Genomic DNA, 18,065 nt, shown 5'->3' on the forward strand with positions numbered 1-18,065 from the left:
ATCGCTGCGGTTACGGCGTATTGGGCGAATCAGCCTGCCCCACAATTACTGCCTGCTGGGGGGGCGTGAACGGATACGAGTATCCAATTGCTGCGTACCGCAGCCGAAATGATGGCCAGTTCGCAACGGGGGTGGCAGGCGCGCCAAGCGTTGGCGGAGAGTGAGGCACAACTGCGGGCCTTGCGTGATGCAATGCCGGACATGTTTTTTATTATGCGCCGTGATGGAGTTATTATTGACTACCACTGCCCGCCATCAACGCAACTCTTGGTGCCACCAAGTGCCTTTATCGGCCAAGATCTACGCAGTGTATTGCCACCCGATGTGAGCGAACCGGCAATCGTCGCGCTTGAGCAGGTAATCGCGAGCCAAGCGATCATGACCTTTGAATACAGCCTGCCGATGGATGAGGAGCGCAATTTTGAGGCACGGGTCGTGCATATCGTCGCAGATCGCTGCATGGTATTGGTACGCGAAATCACCCAGCAGAAGAAGGCCGAAAGAGCCTTAGTGCGGGCCAAGGAGGCGGCGGAGGCGGCGGATCGGGCCAAGTCAACCTTCCTGGCCCATATGAGCCACGAGATTCGCACACCAATGACGGCGATTATTGGCATGTCGAGCCTCCTCTTGGAGAGCCAGCTCAACCCAGAACAGTATGAGAATGTCCAGATCATTAACACGGGAGGCAAGACGCTCCTGAGTCTGATCGGTGATATTCTGGATGTCTCGAAGATAGAAGCGGGGCAACTCGATCTGGTTCAGCAGCCCTTCGACCTGCGCACCGTGTGTCGGGTGGCCCTGGATTTGGTGCAGCAGAGCGCACATAACAAACGGCTGCCCATCAGCCTTCAGATCGCACCCGATCTGCCGACAAGCCTGATCGGCGATAGTGGTCGGTTGCGGCAAGTGCTAGTCAATCTACTCTTCAATGCGGTCAAATTCACCGAACAGGGGATGGTTGAATTGATTGTACGGGGTCAATTGCAATCTGAACAGCGTTACGAAGTCCAGATCACGGTTCACGACACCGGAGTAGGCATTCCATCCGATCAGATCGAGCAGATCTTCAAACCATTTGTTCAGATCGAACATACCCTTATGCAGCAGAATGCCGGGAGTGGGCTAGGTTTGACGATCAGCCAGCAATTGGTTGAGCTCATGGGAGGAAGGCTTGAGGTAAGTAGCACCATGGGTGTAGGCACAACTTTTACGCTCACCATCAGCCTAGAGATAGCTGCGATAGCTCCGGTGAGCAACACGCTGCACCCGAGTCGTTCGAATGCGACCCAGCGGGTACTGGTTGTCGAGGACAACCTGATCAACCAGAAGGTGTTGCGGCGCATGCTCGAACAACTGGGGACGATACCGGATGTGGTGGATAATGGGCAGGCTGCGATCAGTGCAGTACGCGCCACCGCTTATGATCTGGTACTGATGGACATCCAGATGCCGATCCTGGATGGCGAGACGGCCACACGCCACATTCGCACCTTGGGGGACGAGATCATCCAGCCGCGCATCATCGCGCTGACCGCCTCGGCGCTACGGGGGGATCGCGAGCGCTATTTGGAGGCGGGGATGGACGATTACCTCAGCAAGCCAGTACAGTTGGAGGATCTTCAGCGCGTGCTGAATCCGGTGGAAAGGAACGAACCAGCCACAGGGATGGCGGCAACACCAACACCGATCACGCGCATATCTGGAGCGGACGAGGCGCAGGTGGATTGGGAGACGATTGAACGCCTGATCATCTCGCTTCAGATGCCGAAGAGCCAAGCGGTTGTCCTAGTACGCGACATGTACCTGAACGAACTGCCAACTCAGATCAGTGCCCTTAATCACGCTATTGAGCAGGGGGATCATGCGCTGGTAGGACGGTTAGCGCATAAGCTACGCGGTGGCAGCCAGCAACTTGGGGCCATCGGGGTCGCTGCTGCCTGCGCTGCGCTTGAAATGCATGCGAAGGATCTACATTCGCTCGCGTTCCGCGATGATCTCGCCTGCATCAAGATGCGCTATGATAGTGCCTGGGCATGGATTGAAGAGCAGTTTCGGAGCATCATTGCCCATGAACTGATCTCTTGAGGGCTACCAGAGGAATCGGCATGAACGCAGCGCGCATCTACTTGATCGGTTTTAGTGGTACCGGCAAATCAACCGTGGCTCAGTTGGCCGCCGCTCAACTAGAGTGGTTGGCTTATGATCTTGACCAGATGATCGCCGAACGGCGCGGCATGAGCATCACGGAGATCTTCGCTCACGAGGGTGAAGAGCGTTTCCGCGATGATGAGAGTGCTGCGTTGCAGGAATTGGATACCGAGCAAGCTGCTGTGATCGCCACGGGTGGTGGGCTACCATTACAGGCCGAGAATCGTAGCTTTATGCAGGCAACCGGCTGGATCATCTGCCTGGAAGGTCGGCCAGAATTGATCCATGCGCGGTTGCAGCGCCAGCGCGATGAGCCGGATGCGATTCGTCCGCTCCTGGATAGCGAAGATCCGCTGGAGAAGGTGCGGCGGCTTAAAGCGCAGCGCCAACCGATCTATGCACTTGCCGACTGGACAATTCATACGGATCGACTCAATCCCTTGCAGGTCGCTGCCGAGGTGGTACGGGCCTACAGGATTCTGGAGCAGACGCAGCGGGGGTAGCCCCACATCGGGGTGGGATCAGGCGCGGCAGGTTGATCAGAGTGAAGGCGACCGCGAAGACCAGCCAGATCCAGGCCAGATCGCCGGGGCCATCGGCACCAGTAGCGGGTTCTTCTTGGGTCATTGCGATCAAGCGATAGGCGGTACTCGCCGCCGCGAGTTGGGCGTCACTCATGGTATAGGGGTTGACGCCCATGAGTGGGGCGACGAACCCGCTACCCTTGAGCACCTCCCGCAGCAACTCGATTCGCTGCGGATGATCCTGCGGCAGTTCATGTGCTACGCCCCGCCAACGGGTATGCGGCAACCAGAGTTCGACCTGGGGGTTGGCAAGCAGGTTGCGATACCAATCACTGATCGCGCCAAAGCCCGCCGTGATGTAGATCGTTCCGTCTATTTCGGCAAAGTTGAGCGGTGTCCGTCGGCGTAGGCCACTCTTGCGGCCAATGTGGTTGAGTACCAGATAGCGGCCAGAGATCTGGGGCGTAAGGCTCAGCCAGGGGCCAAGACCCAAACGCCACAAAAGCAGCATCCACCAATTGAGATAGCGGAATGCTTGGCGTAAGGTCCGTTCGAGCCAGGAGTTCGGATCAGACATGGTATTCCTCGATTCCAATACGTAACCAAAGGTAGAGCACAAACCCAACCATCCGCAGCACCCCAGCGACGATCAGGGCGAGATGTAGCCCAGTGAGATCGGCCACTATCGTACCCAACATCGGCATGATAAAGAGTGCCACATTCTGAAGCATCTGAAAGAGGCCGATATAGGTTGCCTGATGCTCCTGTGGTGTCGTGCTGAGGACAAGATCAAAGTTGACCAGATCATTTCCGGCGACAAAGAAGCCGGAAAAACCGGCAAAGATCGCTAACAGCAGCACCGAACTGGTCGCAGCGGTCGCAAAGGGGTAGAGCGTCATCCCAAAACTGCTCATCAGCAGCACCACCCCGATCCCCAATCTACGCACCGCCAGTGACCAGAGAAAGTAGGCGATAATCAGGACGGCACTACTGGCGGTGGAGATGATGCCAATCCAGGTATCGCTGGCCCCGATTTGGCGCACCCAGTAGAGCGGGAAGAGCGGCAGCGCCATTGCGACCCCACTGCGAAAGACAAAGGTGCTGAGGGCATAGTTGCGAAATGCGGGTGGAGCGTGGCTCAAGGCGGAACCCAGCGTGGTAAACCAAGTGCGTAGGGGCATCGTTTGGCGCACAGTGGGCGGGTTATCGGGAAGTTGGATCGAACGTGAGAAGAGAAAACTGAGCAGACCACCAAAGAAGGAACCGATAAAGACGAGTTGGTAGTTGAGCGGAAACGCGATACGATCAAGAATCGCGCCCACCAGCATCACCGTGATCGCACTCACCGCACCGAGGCTTGACCAGCGCAGACTCATCACAAAGAAGCGCCGCCCTGGCCCAGCCACGCCACCCATGACAAGCGTAAAGGCAAGATTGACAAAGGTTGATGGGATCGTCACCAGCGCCCAGATCACAATTACCGTCCACGGCACCGCCGCCAGGGGGATGAAAAAGGGCAAGAGGCCAAAGATCGCATACGACCAGAGCACCCAGACGCGCATCCCGGAGTACCAGGGGACAATGTTGCGCTGGCGCTCCAGAAAGGCACCGATGGGCACCGCCAGGATGGCTCCGGTGAGTGCGGGAAGTGCGGTAAGCAAACCCACCAGCAGGCTCGATGCACCAAGGCGCACTAAGAAGACCGCTAGGAAAGTGCCGACACCGGCAACAATCCCGACCCCAATCCCATCAATAAAGACATTGCGGATGTTGCGTTCGGAGAGATCACGCGGATAAGCGAGCGAACGCAGAAGATCACGCGGTAGCTGCATACGCATAGAACCTCCCAACATCCGACCAGAGAGGTCGGTAACGGGCCATATTGTACCCTATTGACAGCCCGGCCCATTCGTGGCTATCATTCCTATAGACGGAAAGATAGTTCACAAGCTGGAAAAACGCATGATCCAATCGCTCGACCGAGCGTTAGATGTCTTAGAGGCATTAGCCGAAGCCGAAGACGACCTAAGTGTATCGCAACTGAGTGGGCAACTCGGCCTACCCGTAGGAACCGTTCACCGTTTATTGAACAGCCTCGCCGGACGCGGCTACGTGAGTCAAGATCCAAGCAATCGGCGGTACGGGCCAGGCCCGCAACTCCTCCAGGTAGCGACGCGGGCAGCTACCAGCCGCCGCTTCAGTTTGGCAGGTGTGGCGCGCCCGGCGTTACAACGTCTCACCGAAGCAACGGGCGAGACGAGCAATCTACTCGTGCTCCAAGGGCGCGAAGTCGCCTATAGTGAACAGGTTCCTAGCCCACATTTGGTGCGCCTCTTTACGGAGGTGGGGCAGCGGGTGCCGCTCTATTGTACCGCCGGAGGGAAGGCCATCCTCGCCACGATGCCGGAAGTGGAGCGTGAGCGCTACTTGGCCGAGGTGGCCCGCCGCCCTTGGACGACCAAGACCTTGGTGAGTGCCGAGGCACTACGCAGCGAACTGCACCTCTCAGCCGAGCGTGGCTTTGCGCTTGATGATGAGGAGCGCGATCTGGGCGTCTGCTGTGTGGCGGCCCCGATCTTCGACCGTACTGGGCGTTGTATCGCAGCCCTGAGCATCTCTGGGCCAAGTAACCGTCTAAGCATCGAGCGTGCGATCAGCCTGGGGCCACAAGTATGTGCCGAAGCGCTGGCTTGCAGTGCCGCATTGGGTTTTGTTGGCAAAGACTAGGAACAGATCCAACCAATATCTCTACCATATCCACCCAATTGCTGGTAACATAAAGGTTGCGGTATAACCGTAGCATAAGGCCAACACCTATGCCCAAGTGCAAGGGGCATTACTTTGAGACACACCAACAATATACATACCTTCTGGATACTCGCCACGCTGCTCCTCATAGTAGATGGGCTGGTGGGCTGTAGTCAGCCTGCACCCAACCTCTCACTGATCGAGCCAACCAACACGCGCCACGATGCTGAGCAGCAGGTAAGCAGTGGACAACCACACATCGCGCTGGTGATGAAGACCCTCACCAACCCCTTCTTTGCCGAGATGGAGCGGGGGGCACGCATGGCGGAGAGCGAACTCGGCATCACGCTGATTGTCAAGACGGCGGCCCAAGAGACCTCGATTGACCAGCAGATCGCGATCATCGAGCGCCTGATTCTGGATCAAGTGGATGCGATTGTGGTTGCCCCTGGTGATTCGACGAGTCTGGTGCCGGTGTTACGGCGTGCCCAAGAGGCCGGGATCGTGATCGTGAATGTTGATAACCGCCTCGATGAGAGCCTTGTCTACGAGATGGGCCTCGTGGGCGTGCCCTTCATTAGCGTGGATAACGTGGATGGAGCCTACCAAGCGGCGCAAATGATCAGCCAGCGCATCACCACCCCTACCGAAGTGATCGTATTAGAGGGAATTCCCACCGCCCAGAACGCGATTGATCGTACCAACGGTGCGCGCAAAGCCTTTGCGGAAAATCCCAACATCACAATTGTGGCCATCGAGAGTGCCCACTGGAAGATTGATGAGTCCTATGAGGTCACCAGTCGGTTATTGAAAGAACACCCCCAAGTCGGGGCAATCTTCTGCGCGAATGATATGATGGCCTTCGGTAGCCTAAAGTATCTAGAAGAGATCGGACGGAGCGATGTGTTGGTCGCCGGCTTTGATGCACTCCCCGAAGCGCGGGTTGCCGTCAGCAATGGGCGGCTGGTCGCAACGATTGATCAGCAGGCGGCCCAGCAGGGGTATTTGGGAGTTCAGTATGCGGTTCAGTTGCTGGCGGGTGAACAACTACCCGCCGAGACACTTATTCCGGTACAATTGATTGATCAATAGCATACCTGATGCCTGAACTACGAATGAGGGATCATTCTCGCAGCTATGAAGCTGAGCCTGACGATCAAATTTATCATCTTTTTGCACCTGGCCAGCATCATTCCGCTGCTGATCGTTGGGCTGTCCGCATACGAGGTATCCCGTACCACGTTGCGTGACGAGTTGAAACGCTCAACGAGTCAACTCATTCAACAACAACAGGAATATCTTGATCTGCAACTGGATCAGATCGAGAGCCTGATCACCAATATATCGAGTGTCGAGACGATCACCCATGCCCTCGCAGAAGAACCGGCCCCGGAGGATAGCTATACCCGCCTCGCCACCCAAGCGCGGATTGGCTATATTCTGGATGGCTATGCCAACCTGCGCGGGTTGGTCTCGATAGACATCTTCACCTTAGGGGGCAACCACTACCATGTGGGAGACACCCTCGACATATCGAATATTCGGACTGATGTTCGGGATCGTCTCGTTCTCCGTGCGCGCAGTTTAGGGCCATCGGAGATGTGGGCGGGGATCGAGCAGAATGTCAATACGGTCTCGAACACCGAACAGGTGCTCACCGTTCTGCGGCTGATCAGCATCACGGATCGGGGTTCCCCGACCACGCGCCCCATTGCGGCGTTAGTCGTCAACTATGACATTGACTATCTGTACGAACACTTCCGGCGCATTGATTTGGGTGCGGGGGGTATTCTGATCGTTGTGGATAGTGAACAACGCATTGTCTACCACCCCAACCAGCAGATAATCGGCTCACAATTGAGCAGTGATCTCAAAGAGCGGCTCCAATCCACCCAAGACGATTTCACAGCCACCATTGATGGCGAGGAGTTGTTGGTGAGCTACGCCCGTCTCAGCCGTCATGGCTGGGCGGTGATGAGTCTGATCCCAACAAAGACGCTCAGTGCGCGGGCGGCAACGATCAGTACCGCCATGGGAATCGCACTGCTGGTTGCCTTTACGATTGCCGGTGCAGCCGCGATCATCTTCTCTTACACCATTGTCGCTCCGCTACGCCAACTCACCCGGCGCTTCCAACTCTACCGCGCCGATGTGCCGGGGTGGGAGGCTCCGCTCCCGGTGCGCGGCCATGATGAGATTGCCGAACTGACGCGCTGGTTCAATCTGTTTAGCGAGAGCCTCCAGATGCGCTGGAAGATTGAGGATCAACTGCGCCACCAGGCGACCCACGATGCGCTGACGGGGCTACCCAACCGTGTCTATTTTAGTGAACAGTTGGCAATGACCTTAGCCCGAACACAAGCTGGTGAAGAGAGTAGCGCAGCGGTGCTCTTCCTCGATCTTGATCGCTTCAAGATCGTCAATGATAGCCTTGGTCATGCCGCAGGCGACCAAGTCTTGATCATTACGGCGCGCCGCCTGCGAGCAGCGGTACGCATGGACGATACGCTGGCACGCCTGGGTGGCGATGAATTTGCGATTCTCCTTAACCAACTTAATGGCACCGATGAGGCGATTCAGATTGCGGATCGGATCAAACAGGAGTTGGGCGCACCCTTTGAGATCCAGGGGGTCGAGGTGGCATTACGCGCCAGTATTGGCATCGCCATCATCAGCAACACCTACGCAAACCCCGAAGATCTGTTGCGCGAGGCTGATACCGCGATGTATCGGGCTAAAGCTGCGGGTGGCACGGGCTATATGATCTTTGATGATGCGATGCACCAGCAGAGTATGGAGATCTTGCGCCTCGAAGCTGATCTGCGCCATGCGATTGGGCGTCATGAGTTACACATCTCGTACCAGCCGATTATCAGGCTCGACAACGGGGCGATCCAGGGGTTTGAGGCATTGATCCGCTGGCACCACCCTGAACGAGGTGAGGTCGCGCCAAAAGATTTCTTGCCACTGGCCGAAGAGACCGAACTGATCCAACAGATTGATATGTGGGTGCTACGTTCGGCATGTACCGATCTGCGCCATTGGCACGAGGCAGGCCATCCCACATTGGGGGTCTCGATCAATCTCTCGGCCCGCAATTTCCAGAATATGCGCTTAGTTGAACAGATCCAAGCCATCATGCTGGAGACGAAGATCTCGCCGCGTAGTATTCAGTTGGAGATTACCGAACGAGCGATCATGACCGACACCGAGCGCACGATCAGTATCCTCGAACAACTCAGTGATCTGGAGATTCAGATCGCGATTGACGATTTTGGTACCAACTACTCATCGCTGGCCTTCCTCAAACGCCTCCCGGCGAATAATGTGAAGATTGACCGTTCGTTTGTGAATGACATTAGTACGAGCCTTGATGCTGCGACCCTTACGAGTGCGATCATTGCGATGGGGCATGTGTTGGGGCTGAAGATCATTGCCGAAGGAGTGGAGCATAGCGGGCAGCAGGAGTTTCTCAGCAAACACGGCTGTGATTTGGCGCAGGGTAACCTCTTCAGCTTGCCGATTCGCGCTAATCAGGTGACTATGCTCTTAACCAACGGATTGAATAGAGAGCCGGTGGCGTTTTAGATCGCCCAGAAGCGTGATAGCGGTCATAGAAGAAATGGCGCTATCCAACTATAATCTAAGCATCACCTCACTACTGGTGGTTAGATCTCTGGGAAGGAGCGCCGCCTCATGAATAATCTCGAACTCCTCCGTGGCGTCCCGATGTTTGCCCGTCTCGATGAAGCTCACCTGCGGCTGCTCTCGGCGAGCTTGGGGTGCCAGACTTTTATGCGTGGGGCGACGATCTTTTGCCAAGGCAGCCTGGGTCATACGCTCTATCTGATCGTCGCTGGGCAGGTGCGCATCTATACCAATAGCCAACTCGGCCAGGAGATATCGGTCACTATCTTCCGTGATGGCGACTTCTTCGGCGAGTTGTCGCTCCTCGATGGCCACGAGCGTTCGGCCTCGGCGGTGGCGATGCGCACCACCACGACGCTGACTCTGCACCGCACGGCGTTCCTAGAGGCGATCCGTAGCGACCCAGATATTGCGGTGAGTGTGCTGGAGGAACTCTCAGCACGGCTGCGCCACAGCAATACCTATATCGAGCATCTGGCCAGCACCTCGGCCCCACAACGGGTGGTACGCACCCTGCTCGATCTGGCCGATCAGCACGGGATTGTTGAGCAGGGTACCACGCGCATTAACTTGCATCTGACCCAAGACGATCTGGCTAGTTTGGCCGGCACCACCCGCGAGACGGTCAACCGCGTCCTGGGGGGGCTGCGCGAGCAGGGACTCATCCAGATCGAGCGCGCCCGGCTGAGTGTGTTAAACCTGGCGCAGCTTGAGCAGGTGAGTGTGTAGATTCAAGATCTTGACGCAAAGACGCAAAGGCGCAAAGTCTTCAAGCGCATAACCAATGCCTATCTTTGCGTCTTCGCGCCTTTGCGTCAACGAGCAGTTCCGCGTAGGAGTGCGAATCGGTTTCCCCCCATCATGATGTGGTTACGAACATCTTTACTCGATCTCCCTGGAAGACATGGAGGCTTACTATGCTGTACCTTTTTTTCCTCGCCCACCTCGTCGCCGATTTTATGTTGCAACCACTGTGGCTGATTCAGCGCAAACGCTACTGGTATGGCCTCGTGATCCATGTCGGGTTGGTGTTGGTCTGTATGCTGGCGATCATCCCCTTTGAGCCGCGTGCGGCGGCGCTCTGGCCGGTGATGATGGGGATTAGTGTGGTTCACTTCGGCGCGGATCACTGGAAGATTCAGTATGGAGATCGGATGGTGCGCTCGCCGTTGCTGGCCTTCCTCCTGGATCAGGTCATCCACGCGGTGACGATCATCATCGGGTTGAGTCTCGCCCTACCACTGGAGCAGGTCTGGTCGCTCCAAACCTCGGCCTTCGCACTGCCCGCGATCTACGCGATCTGCTACTTACTGGCCAGTTTTGCGGCCCCGATCACGCTGATTGTGGCGCTCGACCCGACCTTCAAGCATGCCTCGTTGGCGGCAGCGGCGCGGGTGCGCAGTTTGGTCGCGGCGGTGGTGGTGCTGAGCCTCGCAATCTTTGTGACACCGGTGGCATTGCCCGCGACCCTGGCCGGGATCGCCGCCGCCACGCGCCACCCGGCATCGGGGCACCCGCTCGATTCGCCGTTGGGGTTGATGGTGGTGGTATTAGTAGCGGCGAGCCTGGGAGCGGTGTTGACGTTGGTGTTATAAAAAGGTCGAGACGGTATAAATAACCAACCCGGCCAATCCGCCCACGACGGTTCCGTTGATACGAATAAATTGCAGGTCGCGCCCGAACTGAAGCTCAATCTTGCGCGAGGTCTCTACTGCATCCCAACTATTGACCGTCTGGGTGATAAATTCACCCGCGACCCGCCCGTAGCGTCCGACAATGAAGCGGATCATCCCTTCGGCCCAACTGTCCACCTTGGCGCGCCACTCTGGATCATGTTCGAGCGCATCGCCGAGGTGGGAGAGGCCGGAGGCGATGGACTGGCGCAGCGGGGAGTTCGCGACGGTACTCTGGGTCACGAGGCCATCCTTGAAATCCTGCCACGCCGAAGCGGAGACCTCACGGAGCAGTGGTTGAGCGAGGAACTCTGCTTTAAGTTCTTCACCCCGCGCCCGCACTTCGGGGTCGTGCTGAAGGTTCTCGATCCACTCGTCAATCATGGCGGTGAAGTCGTCGTAGAGGGGATGGTTGGGGTTCATGGCGAGTTCGCCGAGCATGCGGCGGGCAGCTTCGAGGAGCTTCTCGTAGATCTTCTGGTCAACAATCGGCGGGAGCCAGCGCGGCAGTTCGGAGGCGATGCGCCGCCGGATGGCGGTCTGGTTGGCCTCGATCCAGATCGTGCCAACCTCGACCACCTGGATTAAGATCTGACGGTGGCGCTGATCGGCGGCGGTGGTCTGGAGGATTCGACCGAGCAGCGGAGCGACTGGTATCGCGCCGAGGCGATCCGAAAGCCCCTGAGCCAGCAACTTCTCTACGTCATCGTCGTTGGCAACCTTGAGTAAGCCGCCTATCGTCTCGGCGACAAAGTCGGCCACTTGGTTGGCGCGCGCCGGCTGGCGCATGGTGCGGGCAAGCCGTACCGCAAGATCCTGGCGGCTGAGCCGTTCGGCAATCTTATCGGGATCGAGGAAATTGGTCTCGACAAAACGCCCAAAACTGACCGCAATGCGCTCCTTGCGTTCAGGAATAATCGCGGTATGCGGGATGGGAATACCGAGTGGGTGGCGGAAGAGGGCTGTCACCGCAAACCAATCGGCGAGTGCGCCGATCATCGCGGCTTCGGAAAAGGCGCGGATGAAGCCAAGCCAGTGCCAGTATTGCTCATAATAGCGGGTTACCGCAAAGATGATCGTGACGAGAATGAGCAAGCCGGTTGCGAGGCGTTGCATGTTGCGCAAGTCGGTTGCAGGTTGTGTCTTGTCCATAGATATGAGGTGAGGATCAGTAGTATTGCCTATTCTACTTCTGAATTCTACCACGGGCGGGCGGGGTAGGGGCGAAGCATCGCCCACCATGTTGCCGGGGCAACCCGAACAAGGTTGGTGGGCGGGGTAGGGGTAGGGGCGAAGCATCGCCTACCATGTTGCCGGGGCAACCCGAACAAGGTTGGTGGGCGGGGTAGGGGTAGGGGCGAAGCATCGCCCACCATGTTGCCGGGGCAACCCGAACAAGGTTGGTGGGCGATGCTTCGCCCCTACACGATGATCACGGGCGGACAGAGGTTTGACGCTCTTTTGCTTTGCTGGTATGATCCGCTGCGTTACCCGCAAGCGATACAGGCACAAAGGAGCGTGCGATGCCGGACGAGAGGCCGACGGAGGGGCGCAAGGTCGATCATATCCGGATCGTGCTGAACGAGGATGTGGCCGCAAAGGGCGTATCCACTGGGTTCGGCGCATACCGATTGCCACATACGGCGATTCCTGAGATCGATCTGGCCGAGATTGATACCCGCACGACATTTTTGGGCAAGTCGCTCCGGGCACCACTGCTGATCAGTTCGATGACTGGCGGCGCGAGTGTGGCCGAGCAGATCAATCTGGCGCTGGCTGAGGCGGCGGAGTATTTGGGTTTGGCGATGGGGGTTGGTTCGCAGCGGGCGGCAATTGCTGATCCGCGCCTAGCCCACACCTACCAGGTCCGCCGGGTGGCTCCTACTATTGCGCTCTTGGCCAATGTTGGTGCGGTGCAACTCAACTATGGCTATGGGATCGAAGAGTGCCGTCGCGCCGTCGAGATGATCGAGGCCGATGCGCTGATTCTGCACCTCAACCCGCTGCAAGAGGCGGTGCAACCCGAGGGCAATACCAACTTCAAGGGGCTGCTGGGTAAGATCGAGGCGGTGTGTAGGGCGCTGCCGGTGCCGGTGGTGATCAAGGAGGTTGGTAACGGGATCGGCGCTGATGACGCCCGCCGCCTCTATGAGTGTGGGGTGCGGGTGATTGATGTGGCCGGGGCGGGTGGTACAAGTTGGAGCGAGGTGGAGCGCTTCCGCCAGACCAACGACCATGGCCGCCGGGTGGCAGGGGCGTTTGCCGATTGGGGCATCCCCACCGCCGAGTGTATCCGCGAGGTACACGCCGCGCTGCCCCAGGTGACGATCATCGGGTCGGGGGGAGTCCGTACCGGGGTGGATGTGGCCAAGGCGATTGCGCTGGGTGCCGACGTTGTGGGCACAGCCAAACCGGCGCTGGCCGACTCGATCAGTGAGCGCGGGGCTGAGGCGGTGATCGAGGGGCTGGAGGCGTTCCTGCGCGAACTGCGCGTGGCGATGCTGTGTAGTGGCTGTGTTGATCTGCGCGCCCTGCGCGCATTGCGTCTGGCCGCCTAATCTATGCACATCTCCCAGTTCAGCCTGCGTGATTTCCGCAACTACCAGCGGATCGATCTTCAGCTTGCACCTGGGATTACGCTCTTCTATGGCCCCAACGCCTCCGGCAAGACGAGTCTGCTGGAGGCGCTCTTTTATTTGGCGACTACCCGTTCGCCACGCAGCCGCAGCGATCATGATCTGGTACGCTGGGATGCCTTGGGTGAGGCGGGGGTGTTGCCCTTTGCGCGGGTGGCCGCCGAGGTGCAGCGCCGCATGAGCCATGTGCGCCTGGAGGTGTTGGTGCAGCGCCGCGCCGATGAGGAGGGCCAGCTCACCAACGGGGCGCAGAAGCTGGTGCGGGTGGATAAGCGCCCCGCCCGTGCGCTCGATCTGGTGGGCCAACTGCGGGTTGTCCTCTTTACTCCGGTCGATCTGGCGCTGGTGGATGGGCCACCTGCCGAGCGGCGGCGCTATATTGACATCACGCTCTCGCAGCTTGATCCGCGCTATGTGCGCACGCTCGCGCAGTACCAACGGATTGCGCAGCAGCGCAACAGTATGTTGCGGGCGTGGCGCGAACGGCGTCGCCCGTTGCGCGGCATTGATGATGAGTTGGCCTACTGGGATCAGGAACTGAGTCAGGCTGGGGGCTTCCTGCTTGCTGAACGGCTGCGGGCGGTGGCCGAACTCAATCAGATCGTGGGGCCGCTCTTCTGCGCGATCAGTGGCGAGACTAACCCGCTCCAGATCAGCTACCAAGCCAGTTTGGAGTTGGACGATGCGCGCACGGCGCATGATCTGAGCCAGCGTTTGAGTGAGGAACTGCGCCGCCTGCGTCAAGATGAGGTCGCCCGTGGCCAGACTCTGATCGGGCCACACCGCGATGATATGAGTTTCAGCGTCGCCGGGATCGATCTGGGGCGCTATGGATCACGCGGGCAGCAGCGGAGTGTCACCCTGGCGCTCAAACTTGGCGAGGCCGAGTTGATGCAGCAACGCAGTGGCGAGACCCCGGTGTTGCTGCTTGATGATATGTTGAGTGAGTTGGATACCCAGCGCCGCACGCATCTGATCGCGGCGATTCGCCGCCCCGCCCAACAGACCTTGCTCACCGCAACCGATCTGGGGGATTTTGGGGCGGCGTTTCTGGCCGAGATTACCCGCATGCGGGTTGAAGGTGGGCAGGTTTATCCGGGGTGATCAACCACCTCCGCCGGGGGTGGTTCGTAACGGCCATACGCCTCGGCGAGCAGACAAATCCCAAATGCGAGGCCGGGGTTGTCCAACGCCTCGGCACGGAAGCGCCACGTCCAGTTGCGATCCGCACGTCCGGGAGTGTTCATACGCGCATCGCTCCCCAGACGCAGGATGTCTTGCATAGGCACCACCGCCACCTGGGCCACCGACATGAGTGCGAGGCGCACGAGATCCCAGGCAATATCGCTGCCATCGCGCCCGATATAGAGGCGCACCTTTTCACGTTCAGCCTCGGAAATATCCTCGAACCAACCGACGCTGGTATTGTTGTCGTGGGTACCGGTATAGACAATCGCAGCAGGCGCGTAGTTGTGGGGCAGATAGGGGTTGTGGGCGGTGTCGCCAAAGGCAAACTGAAGCACCTTCATGCCGGGGAAGCCAAACTGCTCACGCAGGGCGTCCACGTCGGGGGTAATCAGGCCCAGATCCTCGGCAATGATTGGTAACTCACCGAGAGCATCGTGGAGGGCGGTAAAGAGCGCAGCGCCCGGCCCCGTCACCCACTTGCCATTAATCGCCGTCGTCTCAGCAGCGGGAACCTCCCAGTAGGCAGCAAAACCCCGGAAGTGATCGAGGCGCAGAATATCAACGAGGCTGAAGGTCTGGCGCAACCGCGCCACCCACCAGGCGTAGCCATCCTTCGCCATACGCGCCCAGCGGTAGAGCGGGTTGCCCCAGAGTTGCCCGGTTTCACTGAAGTAGTCGGGTGGCACCCCGGCAACCACCGTCGGGTTACCCTCAGCATCGAGGTAAAAGAGGTTAGGGTTCGCCCAGACATCGGCGCTATCGTAGGCCACAAAGATCGGCGCATCACCAATAATCTTGATCCCCAGGCCGTTGGCGTAGGCTTTGAGCGGCATCCACTGGTGGAAGAAGAGAAACTGGAGGTACTGCTGAAGCGCGATCTCCTCGGCGAGATCCTTCTTAGCGGTACGCAGTGCCGCCGCCTTGCGCGAGCGCAGATCGGGGTGCCACGTATTCCAACTCGCCCCGCCATGATGATTCTTGAGCGCCATAAAAAGCGCGTAGTCATCGAGCCACGCCGCTTGGGCAGTGCAGAAGGCCACGAACTCGTCTGCCAATGCGGGGTTCTTCCCAGCACGGAGATGCTGAAAACTCGCCCGCAGCAAGCCAAACTTGAAGCTGATCACGCGGCCATACTCAACATGATCGAGGCCCAGATCGCCCACAGCGCTAGCAGCCGCTTCAACCTCGACCTGTTCTAGCAGACCAGACTCGACCAGATCATCCAGGCTGACCAGCAGTGGATTACCGGCAAAGGCCGAGAAGCACTGGTAGGGCGAATCACCATAGCCGGTGGGGCCAAGCGGGAGCACCTGCCAGAGCGTCTGCCCAGCAGCGACGAGAAAATCTACAAAGCGATAGGCCGCCGTACCCAGATCACCGACACCCCAACGCCCAGGCAGTGAGGTCGGATGCAGCAGGATTCCGCTGGATCGGGAAAAATTCATGGTAGATCATCTCCATAGGTAAGGTGTTGGCAAATGTTCACACTTGGGGTAAAGGAAGCTTCTGATTGACGCAAAGGCGCAAAGACGCAAAGGTTTTGTTGAAGGCTTTGCGCCTTTGCGTCTTTGCGTCAAAACCGAAATGCTAGGAGAAGTGTGAACAATTACATATTGAGGCATTGTAGCACACGCGACTCAGGCTACATAACTGGCTAGACTGGTACTAAGATCCGCCAATTCAGATCCACTGACCGTACCGTTCAGGGTTGCCAGCGCACTGCGCAACCGCGCCACCTGGGCCGACGTAGGGCGCTGAGTCGTCATGGCCAACATAGCATGAATGATCGCGGCATACGGACGCGCCATATCATTCGGTTCAGTGGGTGGCAGTTGATCGAGATCGGTCATCATCTGACGACGTGCGCCGTCCCAATCTACCACATCGGGCATCTCGCTAAAGAGATCGATCAGGCGCAAGCAGCGTTCAACCGGCTCACGACGCGGGAGTGGTGCAGTCGGTGGGGATGGTGAGACAGGTGGAGGCAGGTCAGGCGGCAATGGTTCGCTTGTGCCAGTGATCTGCGCCACCAGACGCTCAAAGCCTGCCTGCAACAGCGACTCGATCTCACGGGTATAGTTGAGCCACGCCCCCACCTGCATCCGAAAGGGATCGGGGATGTCGCGTTGCCGCCCGGCCAATTCCCCCAGGCTGAAGGTGAGCGCAGCGGGGTGGCGCGAACGCAAGACCCGTGCCACCCCACTATCGGTGGCGAGAAGGAGACGAGCCTCGGCGACCAATTCGGCGGTCAGCGAGCGGGCGTGATGTTCACCCAACTCAATCCCGAAGATCGTCATGGCATCACGCGCCTCCGGCTGGGCCGGTTCGTTGTCGTGACCGACGACCCCCGCCGAGGCGACTCGCCAATGCAGGTTGTGGCTCGCAAGCATACGGCGTAACAAAGCGGCGGTGATCGGTGCGCGACCGGTATCGGCGGCTCCGACAATCAGGATCAGCGGTGGCTCGGTGCTCATGGAGGTTAAGAAAATATCCAATGGCGAATGTTACCATGTATGATAGCACGTAACTGTTCTGTTCACCGTAGGGGTGAAGGATCACCCAGGGCATGTGCAAAGTTCTTGGGGCTACGCCCCAAACCCCATTTTTGGTATGTTTTGGCGGCTTCGCCGCCAAAACATACCAAAAAATATCTTCGGGGGCGGCTGTGCCGCCCCCGCACCCCCACCGGAGGTGACTTTGCACATGCCCTGGGGATGATCGGGAAACTGATTGACAGTCGGCAAGGCATCGGCTATACTCAGCGGGAAATTTAACGCAAATTATATACAAGCAACGCAGCTTTGGGAAGATGTTCCTCGTATGAAGGCCGGGCTGCCGTACATGCTTCTTCCACGCGGGAGGTGACGAAACGGGTTCGCCACTACCCGCGTCTTGTTTTTCCCGTCGGTTCAGATACCCACAAGGAGTCCTATGCAATCGGTACGTACCCCCTGGTTTGTCCTGCTGTTGCTGGTGCTGAGCGCCACGCTCGCCGCTTGTGGCGGTGCCCCAGCCAGCCAGCCCACCACCGCCCCCGCCGTAACGACGGAGGCGACCGCCGCTGTGACCACCGAGGCCACCGGTGAGGTTCCCACCACCGAGGCCACCACCGAAGCCACCACCGAGGCCACCACCGAGGCCACCACCGAAGCCACCACCGAGGCCACCGAGGTGAGCGCAGAGCCATACGTCTTCGGGATGGTGCTAGTTGGCACCACCAACGATGGCGGCTGGAACCAAGCCCACTACGATGCCGCCAAGTATGTCGAGGAGCGCATCCCCGGTACGAAGTTCATCTTCATTGACAAGTTGAACTCGGCGGATCGCCCGAATGTGACGACCGAGCAGGCGATTGACGAACTGTTGGCCCAGGGTGCCCAGTTTGTGATCACCAACTCGGCTGAGTTTGGTGATGGTACCAGCGTATCCGTTCAGGGTGGGTCACTCCTGAGTTGCGAGAATCAGTAGAATCCGGCATACTACCGCTATGGACGAGCCAC

The 18,065-nt window shown here is 58.5% G+C and carries 15 protein-coding genes; 10 read left to right on the forward strand and 5 right to left on the reverse strand.

The window, feature by feature from the left end; translation table 11 throughout:
* The first annotated feature begins 87 nt into the window (after positions 1 to 87).
* Entirely contained in the window at positions 88 to 2,085 is a 1,998-nt protein-coding gene (locus tag EKD03_RS16415; protein ID WP_129633233.1) for an ATP-binding protein, read from the forward strand.
* A 20-nt stretch (positions 2,086 to 2,105) separates the two neighbouring features.
* The gene (locus EKD03_RS16420) at positions 2,106 to 2,651 is read left to right on the forward strand and encodes a shikimate kinase (protein WP_129633235.1); all 546 of its coding nucleotides are present in this window, start codon (positions 2,106 to 2,108) and stop codon (positions 2,649 to 2,651) included.
* Here the strand turns inward: EKD03_RS16420 and EKD03_RS16425 are convergent.
* Together EKD03_RS16425 and EKD03_RS16430 are read right to left on the reverse strand one after the other, a co-directional pair.
* A complete protein-coding gene (locus EKD03_RS16425) occupies positions 2,581 to 3,249 on the reverse strand; it encodes a nitroreductase family deazaflavin-dependent oxidoreductase (protein ID WP_129633237.1) in 669 nt (222 codons plus the stop codon). The two genes, EKD03_RS16420 and EKD03_RS16425, sit on opposite strands and share 71 nt — an antisense overlap.
* Complete coding sequence (locus tag EKD03_RS16430; RefSeq protein ID WP_129633239.1) at positions 3,242 to 4,510, reverse strand: MFS transporter; 1,269 nt, start codon at positions 4,508 to 4,510, stop codon at positions 3,242 to 3,244. Before EKD03_RS16430 ends, EKD03_RS16425 begins: the two co-directional genes overlap by 8 nt.
* A gap of 124 nt (positions 4,511 to 4,634) precedes the next feature.
* On the opposite strand from EKD03_RS16430, the gene EKD03_RS16435 reads away from it, so the two are divergent.
* The 5 genes from EKD03_RS16435 to EKD03_RS16455 all read left to right on the forward strand — a co-directional run bounded on the left by EKD03_RS16435 (position 4,635) and on the right by EKD03_RS16455 (position 10,663).
* Positions 4,635 to 5,399, forward strand: a complete 765-nt coding sequence (locus tag EKD03_RS16435) for an IclR family transcriptional regulator (protein ID WP_129633241.1) — start codon at positions 4,635 to 4,637, stop codon at positions 5,397 to 5,399.
* Between the two features lie 114 nt (positions 5,400 to 5,513).
* Positions 5,514 to 6,512: a sugar ABC transporter substrate-binding protein gene (locus tag EKD03_RS16440; protein ID WP_238613559.1), complete on the forward strand. Its 999-nt coding sequence runs from the start codon at positions 5,514 to 5,516 to the stop codon at positions 6,510 to 6,512.
* A gap of 45 nt (positions 6,513 to 6,557) precedes the next feature.
* Positions 6,558 to 9,008, forward strand: coding sequence for a putative bifunctional diguanylate cyclase/phosphodiesterase (locus tag EKD03_RS16445; protein WP_129633243.1), 2,451 nt, complete (start codon positions 6,558 to 6,560; stop codon positions 9,006 to 9,008).
* A gap of 108 nt (positions 9,009 to 9,116) precedes the next feature.
* A complete protein-coding gene (locus EKD03_RS16450; protein ID WP_129633245.1) occupies positions 9,117 to 9,797 on the forward strand; it encodes a Crp/Fnr family transcriptional regulator in 681 nt (226 codons plus the stop codon).
* A 188-nt stretch (positions 9,798 to 9,985) separates the two neighbouring features.
* On the forward strand, positions 9,986 to 10,663 hold the full coding sequence (locus EKD03_RS16455; RefSeq protein WP_129633247.1) for a DUF3307 domain-containing protein: 678 nt from the start codon (positions 9,986 to 9,988) through the stop codon (positions 10,661 to 10,663).
* Here the strand turns inward: EKD03_RS16455 and EKD03_RS16460 are convergent.
* On the reverse strand, positions 10,658 to 11,857 hold the full coding sequence (locus EKD03_RS16460) for a DUF445 domain-containing protein (RefSeq protein WP_238613560.1): 1,200 nt from the start codon (positions 11,855 to 11,857) through the stop codon (positions 10,658 to 10,660). The two genes, EKD03_RS16455 and EKD03_RS16460, sit on opposite strands and share 6 nt — an antisense overlap.
* 407 nt (positions 11,858 to 12,264) lie before the next feature.
* Between EKD03_RS16460 and fni the strand changes: the two genes are divergently transcribed.
* Entirely contained in the window at positions 12,265 to 13,299 is a 1,035-nt protein-coding gene (gene fni / locus EKD03_RS16465; protein WP_129633251.1) for a type 2 isopentenyl-diphosphate Delta-isomerase, read from the forward strand.
* Between the two features lie 3 nt (positions 13,300 to 13,302).
* Positions 13,303 to 14,481 carry a DNA replication/repair protein RecF gene (recF, locus tag EKD03_RS16470; RefSeq protein ID WP_129633253.1) on the forward strand — a complete coding sequence of 393 codons (1,179 nt, stop codon included), beginning with the start codon at positions 13,303 to 13,305 and terminating at the stop codon, positions 14,479 to 14,481.
* Here the strand turns inward: recF and malQ are convergent.
* On the reverse strand, positions 14,469 to 16,010 hold the full coding sequence (gene malQ, locus EKD03_RS16475; RefSeq protein WP_129633255.1) for a 4-alpha-glucanotransferase: 1,542 nt from the start codon (positions 16,008 to 16,010) through the stop codon (positions 14,469 to 14,471). The two genes, recF and malQ, sit on opposite strands and share 13 nt — an antisense overlap.
* 192 nt (positions 16,011 to 16,202) lie before the next feature.
* On the reverse strand, positions 16,203 to 17,039 hold the full coding sequence (locus EKD03_RS16480; RefSeq protein ID WP_129633257.1) for an arsenate reductase/protein-tyrosine-phosphatase family protein: 837 nt from the start codon (positions 17,037 to 17,039) through the stop codon (positions 16,203 to 16,205).
* 457 nt (positions 17,040 to 17,496) lie between these two features.
* Here EKD03_RS16480 and EKD03_RS16485 point away from each other — a divergent pair, with 457 nt between their 5' ends.
* On the forward strand, positions 17,497 to 18,033 hold the full coding sequence (locus EKD03_RS16485) for a type 1 periplasmic-binding domain-containing protein (protein ID WP_129633259.1): 537 nt from the start codon (positions 17,497 to 17,499) through the stop codon (positions 18,031 to 18,033).
* The last annotated feature ends 32 nt before the right edge of the window (positions 18,034 to 18,065 follow it).

It is taken from the genome of Candidatus Oscillochloris fontis, assembly GCF_004138135.1.
GTDB lineage: Bacteria > Chloroflexota > Chloroflexia > Chloroflexales > Chloroflexaceae > Oscillochloris > Oscillochloris fontis.

What these genes read in the sequence shown, in the direction of transcription:
- malQ (WP_129633255.1), bottom strand. Translation starts at nt 16,010, where the DNA reads ATGAATTTTTCCCGATCCAGCGGAATCCTGCTGCATCCGACCTCACTG.
- EKD03_RS16425 (WP_129633237.1), bottom strand. Translation starts at nt 3,249, where the DNA reads ATGTCTGATCCGAACTCCTGGCTCGAACGGACCTTACGCCAAGCATTC.
- EKD03_RS16480 (WP_129633257.1), bottom strand. Translation starts at nt 17,039, where the DNA reads ATGAGCACCGAGCCACCGCTGATCCTGATTGTCGGAGCCGCCGATACC.
- EKD03_RS16450 (WP_129633245.1), top strand. Translation starts at nt 9,117, where the DNA reads ATGAATAATCTCGAACTCCTCCGTGGCGTCCCGATGTTTGCCCGTCTC.
- EKD03_RS16455 (WP_129633247.1), top strand. Translation starts at nt 9,986, where the DNA reads ATGCTGTACCTTTTTTTCCTCGCCCACCTCGTCGCCGATTTTATGTTG.
- EKD03_RS16460 (WP_238613560.1), bottom strand. Translation starts at nt 11,857, where the DNA reads ATGCAACGCCTCGCAACCGGCTTGCTCATTCTCGTCACGATCATCTTT.
- recF (WP_129633253.1), top strand. Translation starts at nt 13,303, where the DNA reads ATGCACATCTCCCAGTTCAGCCTGCGTGATTTCCGCAACTACCAGCGG.
- EKD03_RS16445 (WP_129633243.1), top strand. Translation starts at nt 6,558, where the DNA reads ATGAAGCTGAGCCTGACGATCAAATTTATCATCTTTTTGCACCTGGCC.
- EKD03_RS16430 (WP_129633239.1), bottom strand. Translation starts at nt 4,510, where the DNA reads ATGCGTATGCAGCTACCGCGTGATCTTCTGCGTTCGCTCGCTTATCCG.
- fni (WP_129633251.1), top strand. Translation starts at nt 12,265, where the DNA reads ATGCCGGACGAGAGGCCGACGGAGGGGCGCAAGGTCGATCATATCCGG.
- EKD03_RS16485 (WP_129633259.1), top strand. Translation starts at nt 17,497, where the DNA reads ATGCAATCGGTACGTACCCCCTGGTTTGTCCTGCTGTTGCTGGTGCTG.
- EKD03_RS16420 (WP_129633235.1), top strand. Translation starts at nt 2,106, where the DNA reads ATGAACGCAGCGCGCATCTACTTGATCGGTTTTAGTGGTACCGGCAAA.
- EKD03_RS16435 (WP_129633241.1), top strand. Translation starts at nt 4,635, where the DNA reads ATGATCCAATCGCTCGACCGAGCGTTAGATGTCTTAGAGGCATTAGCC.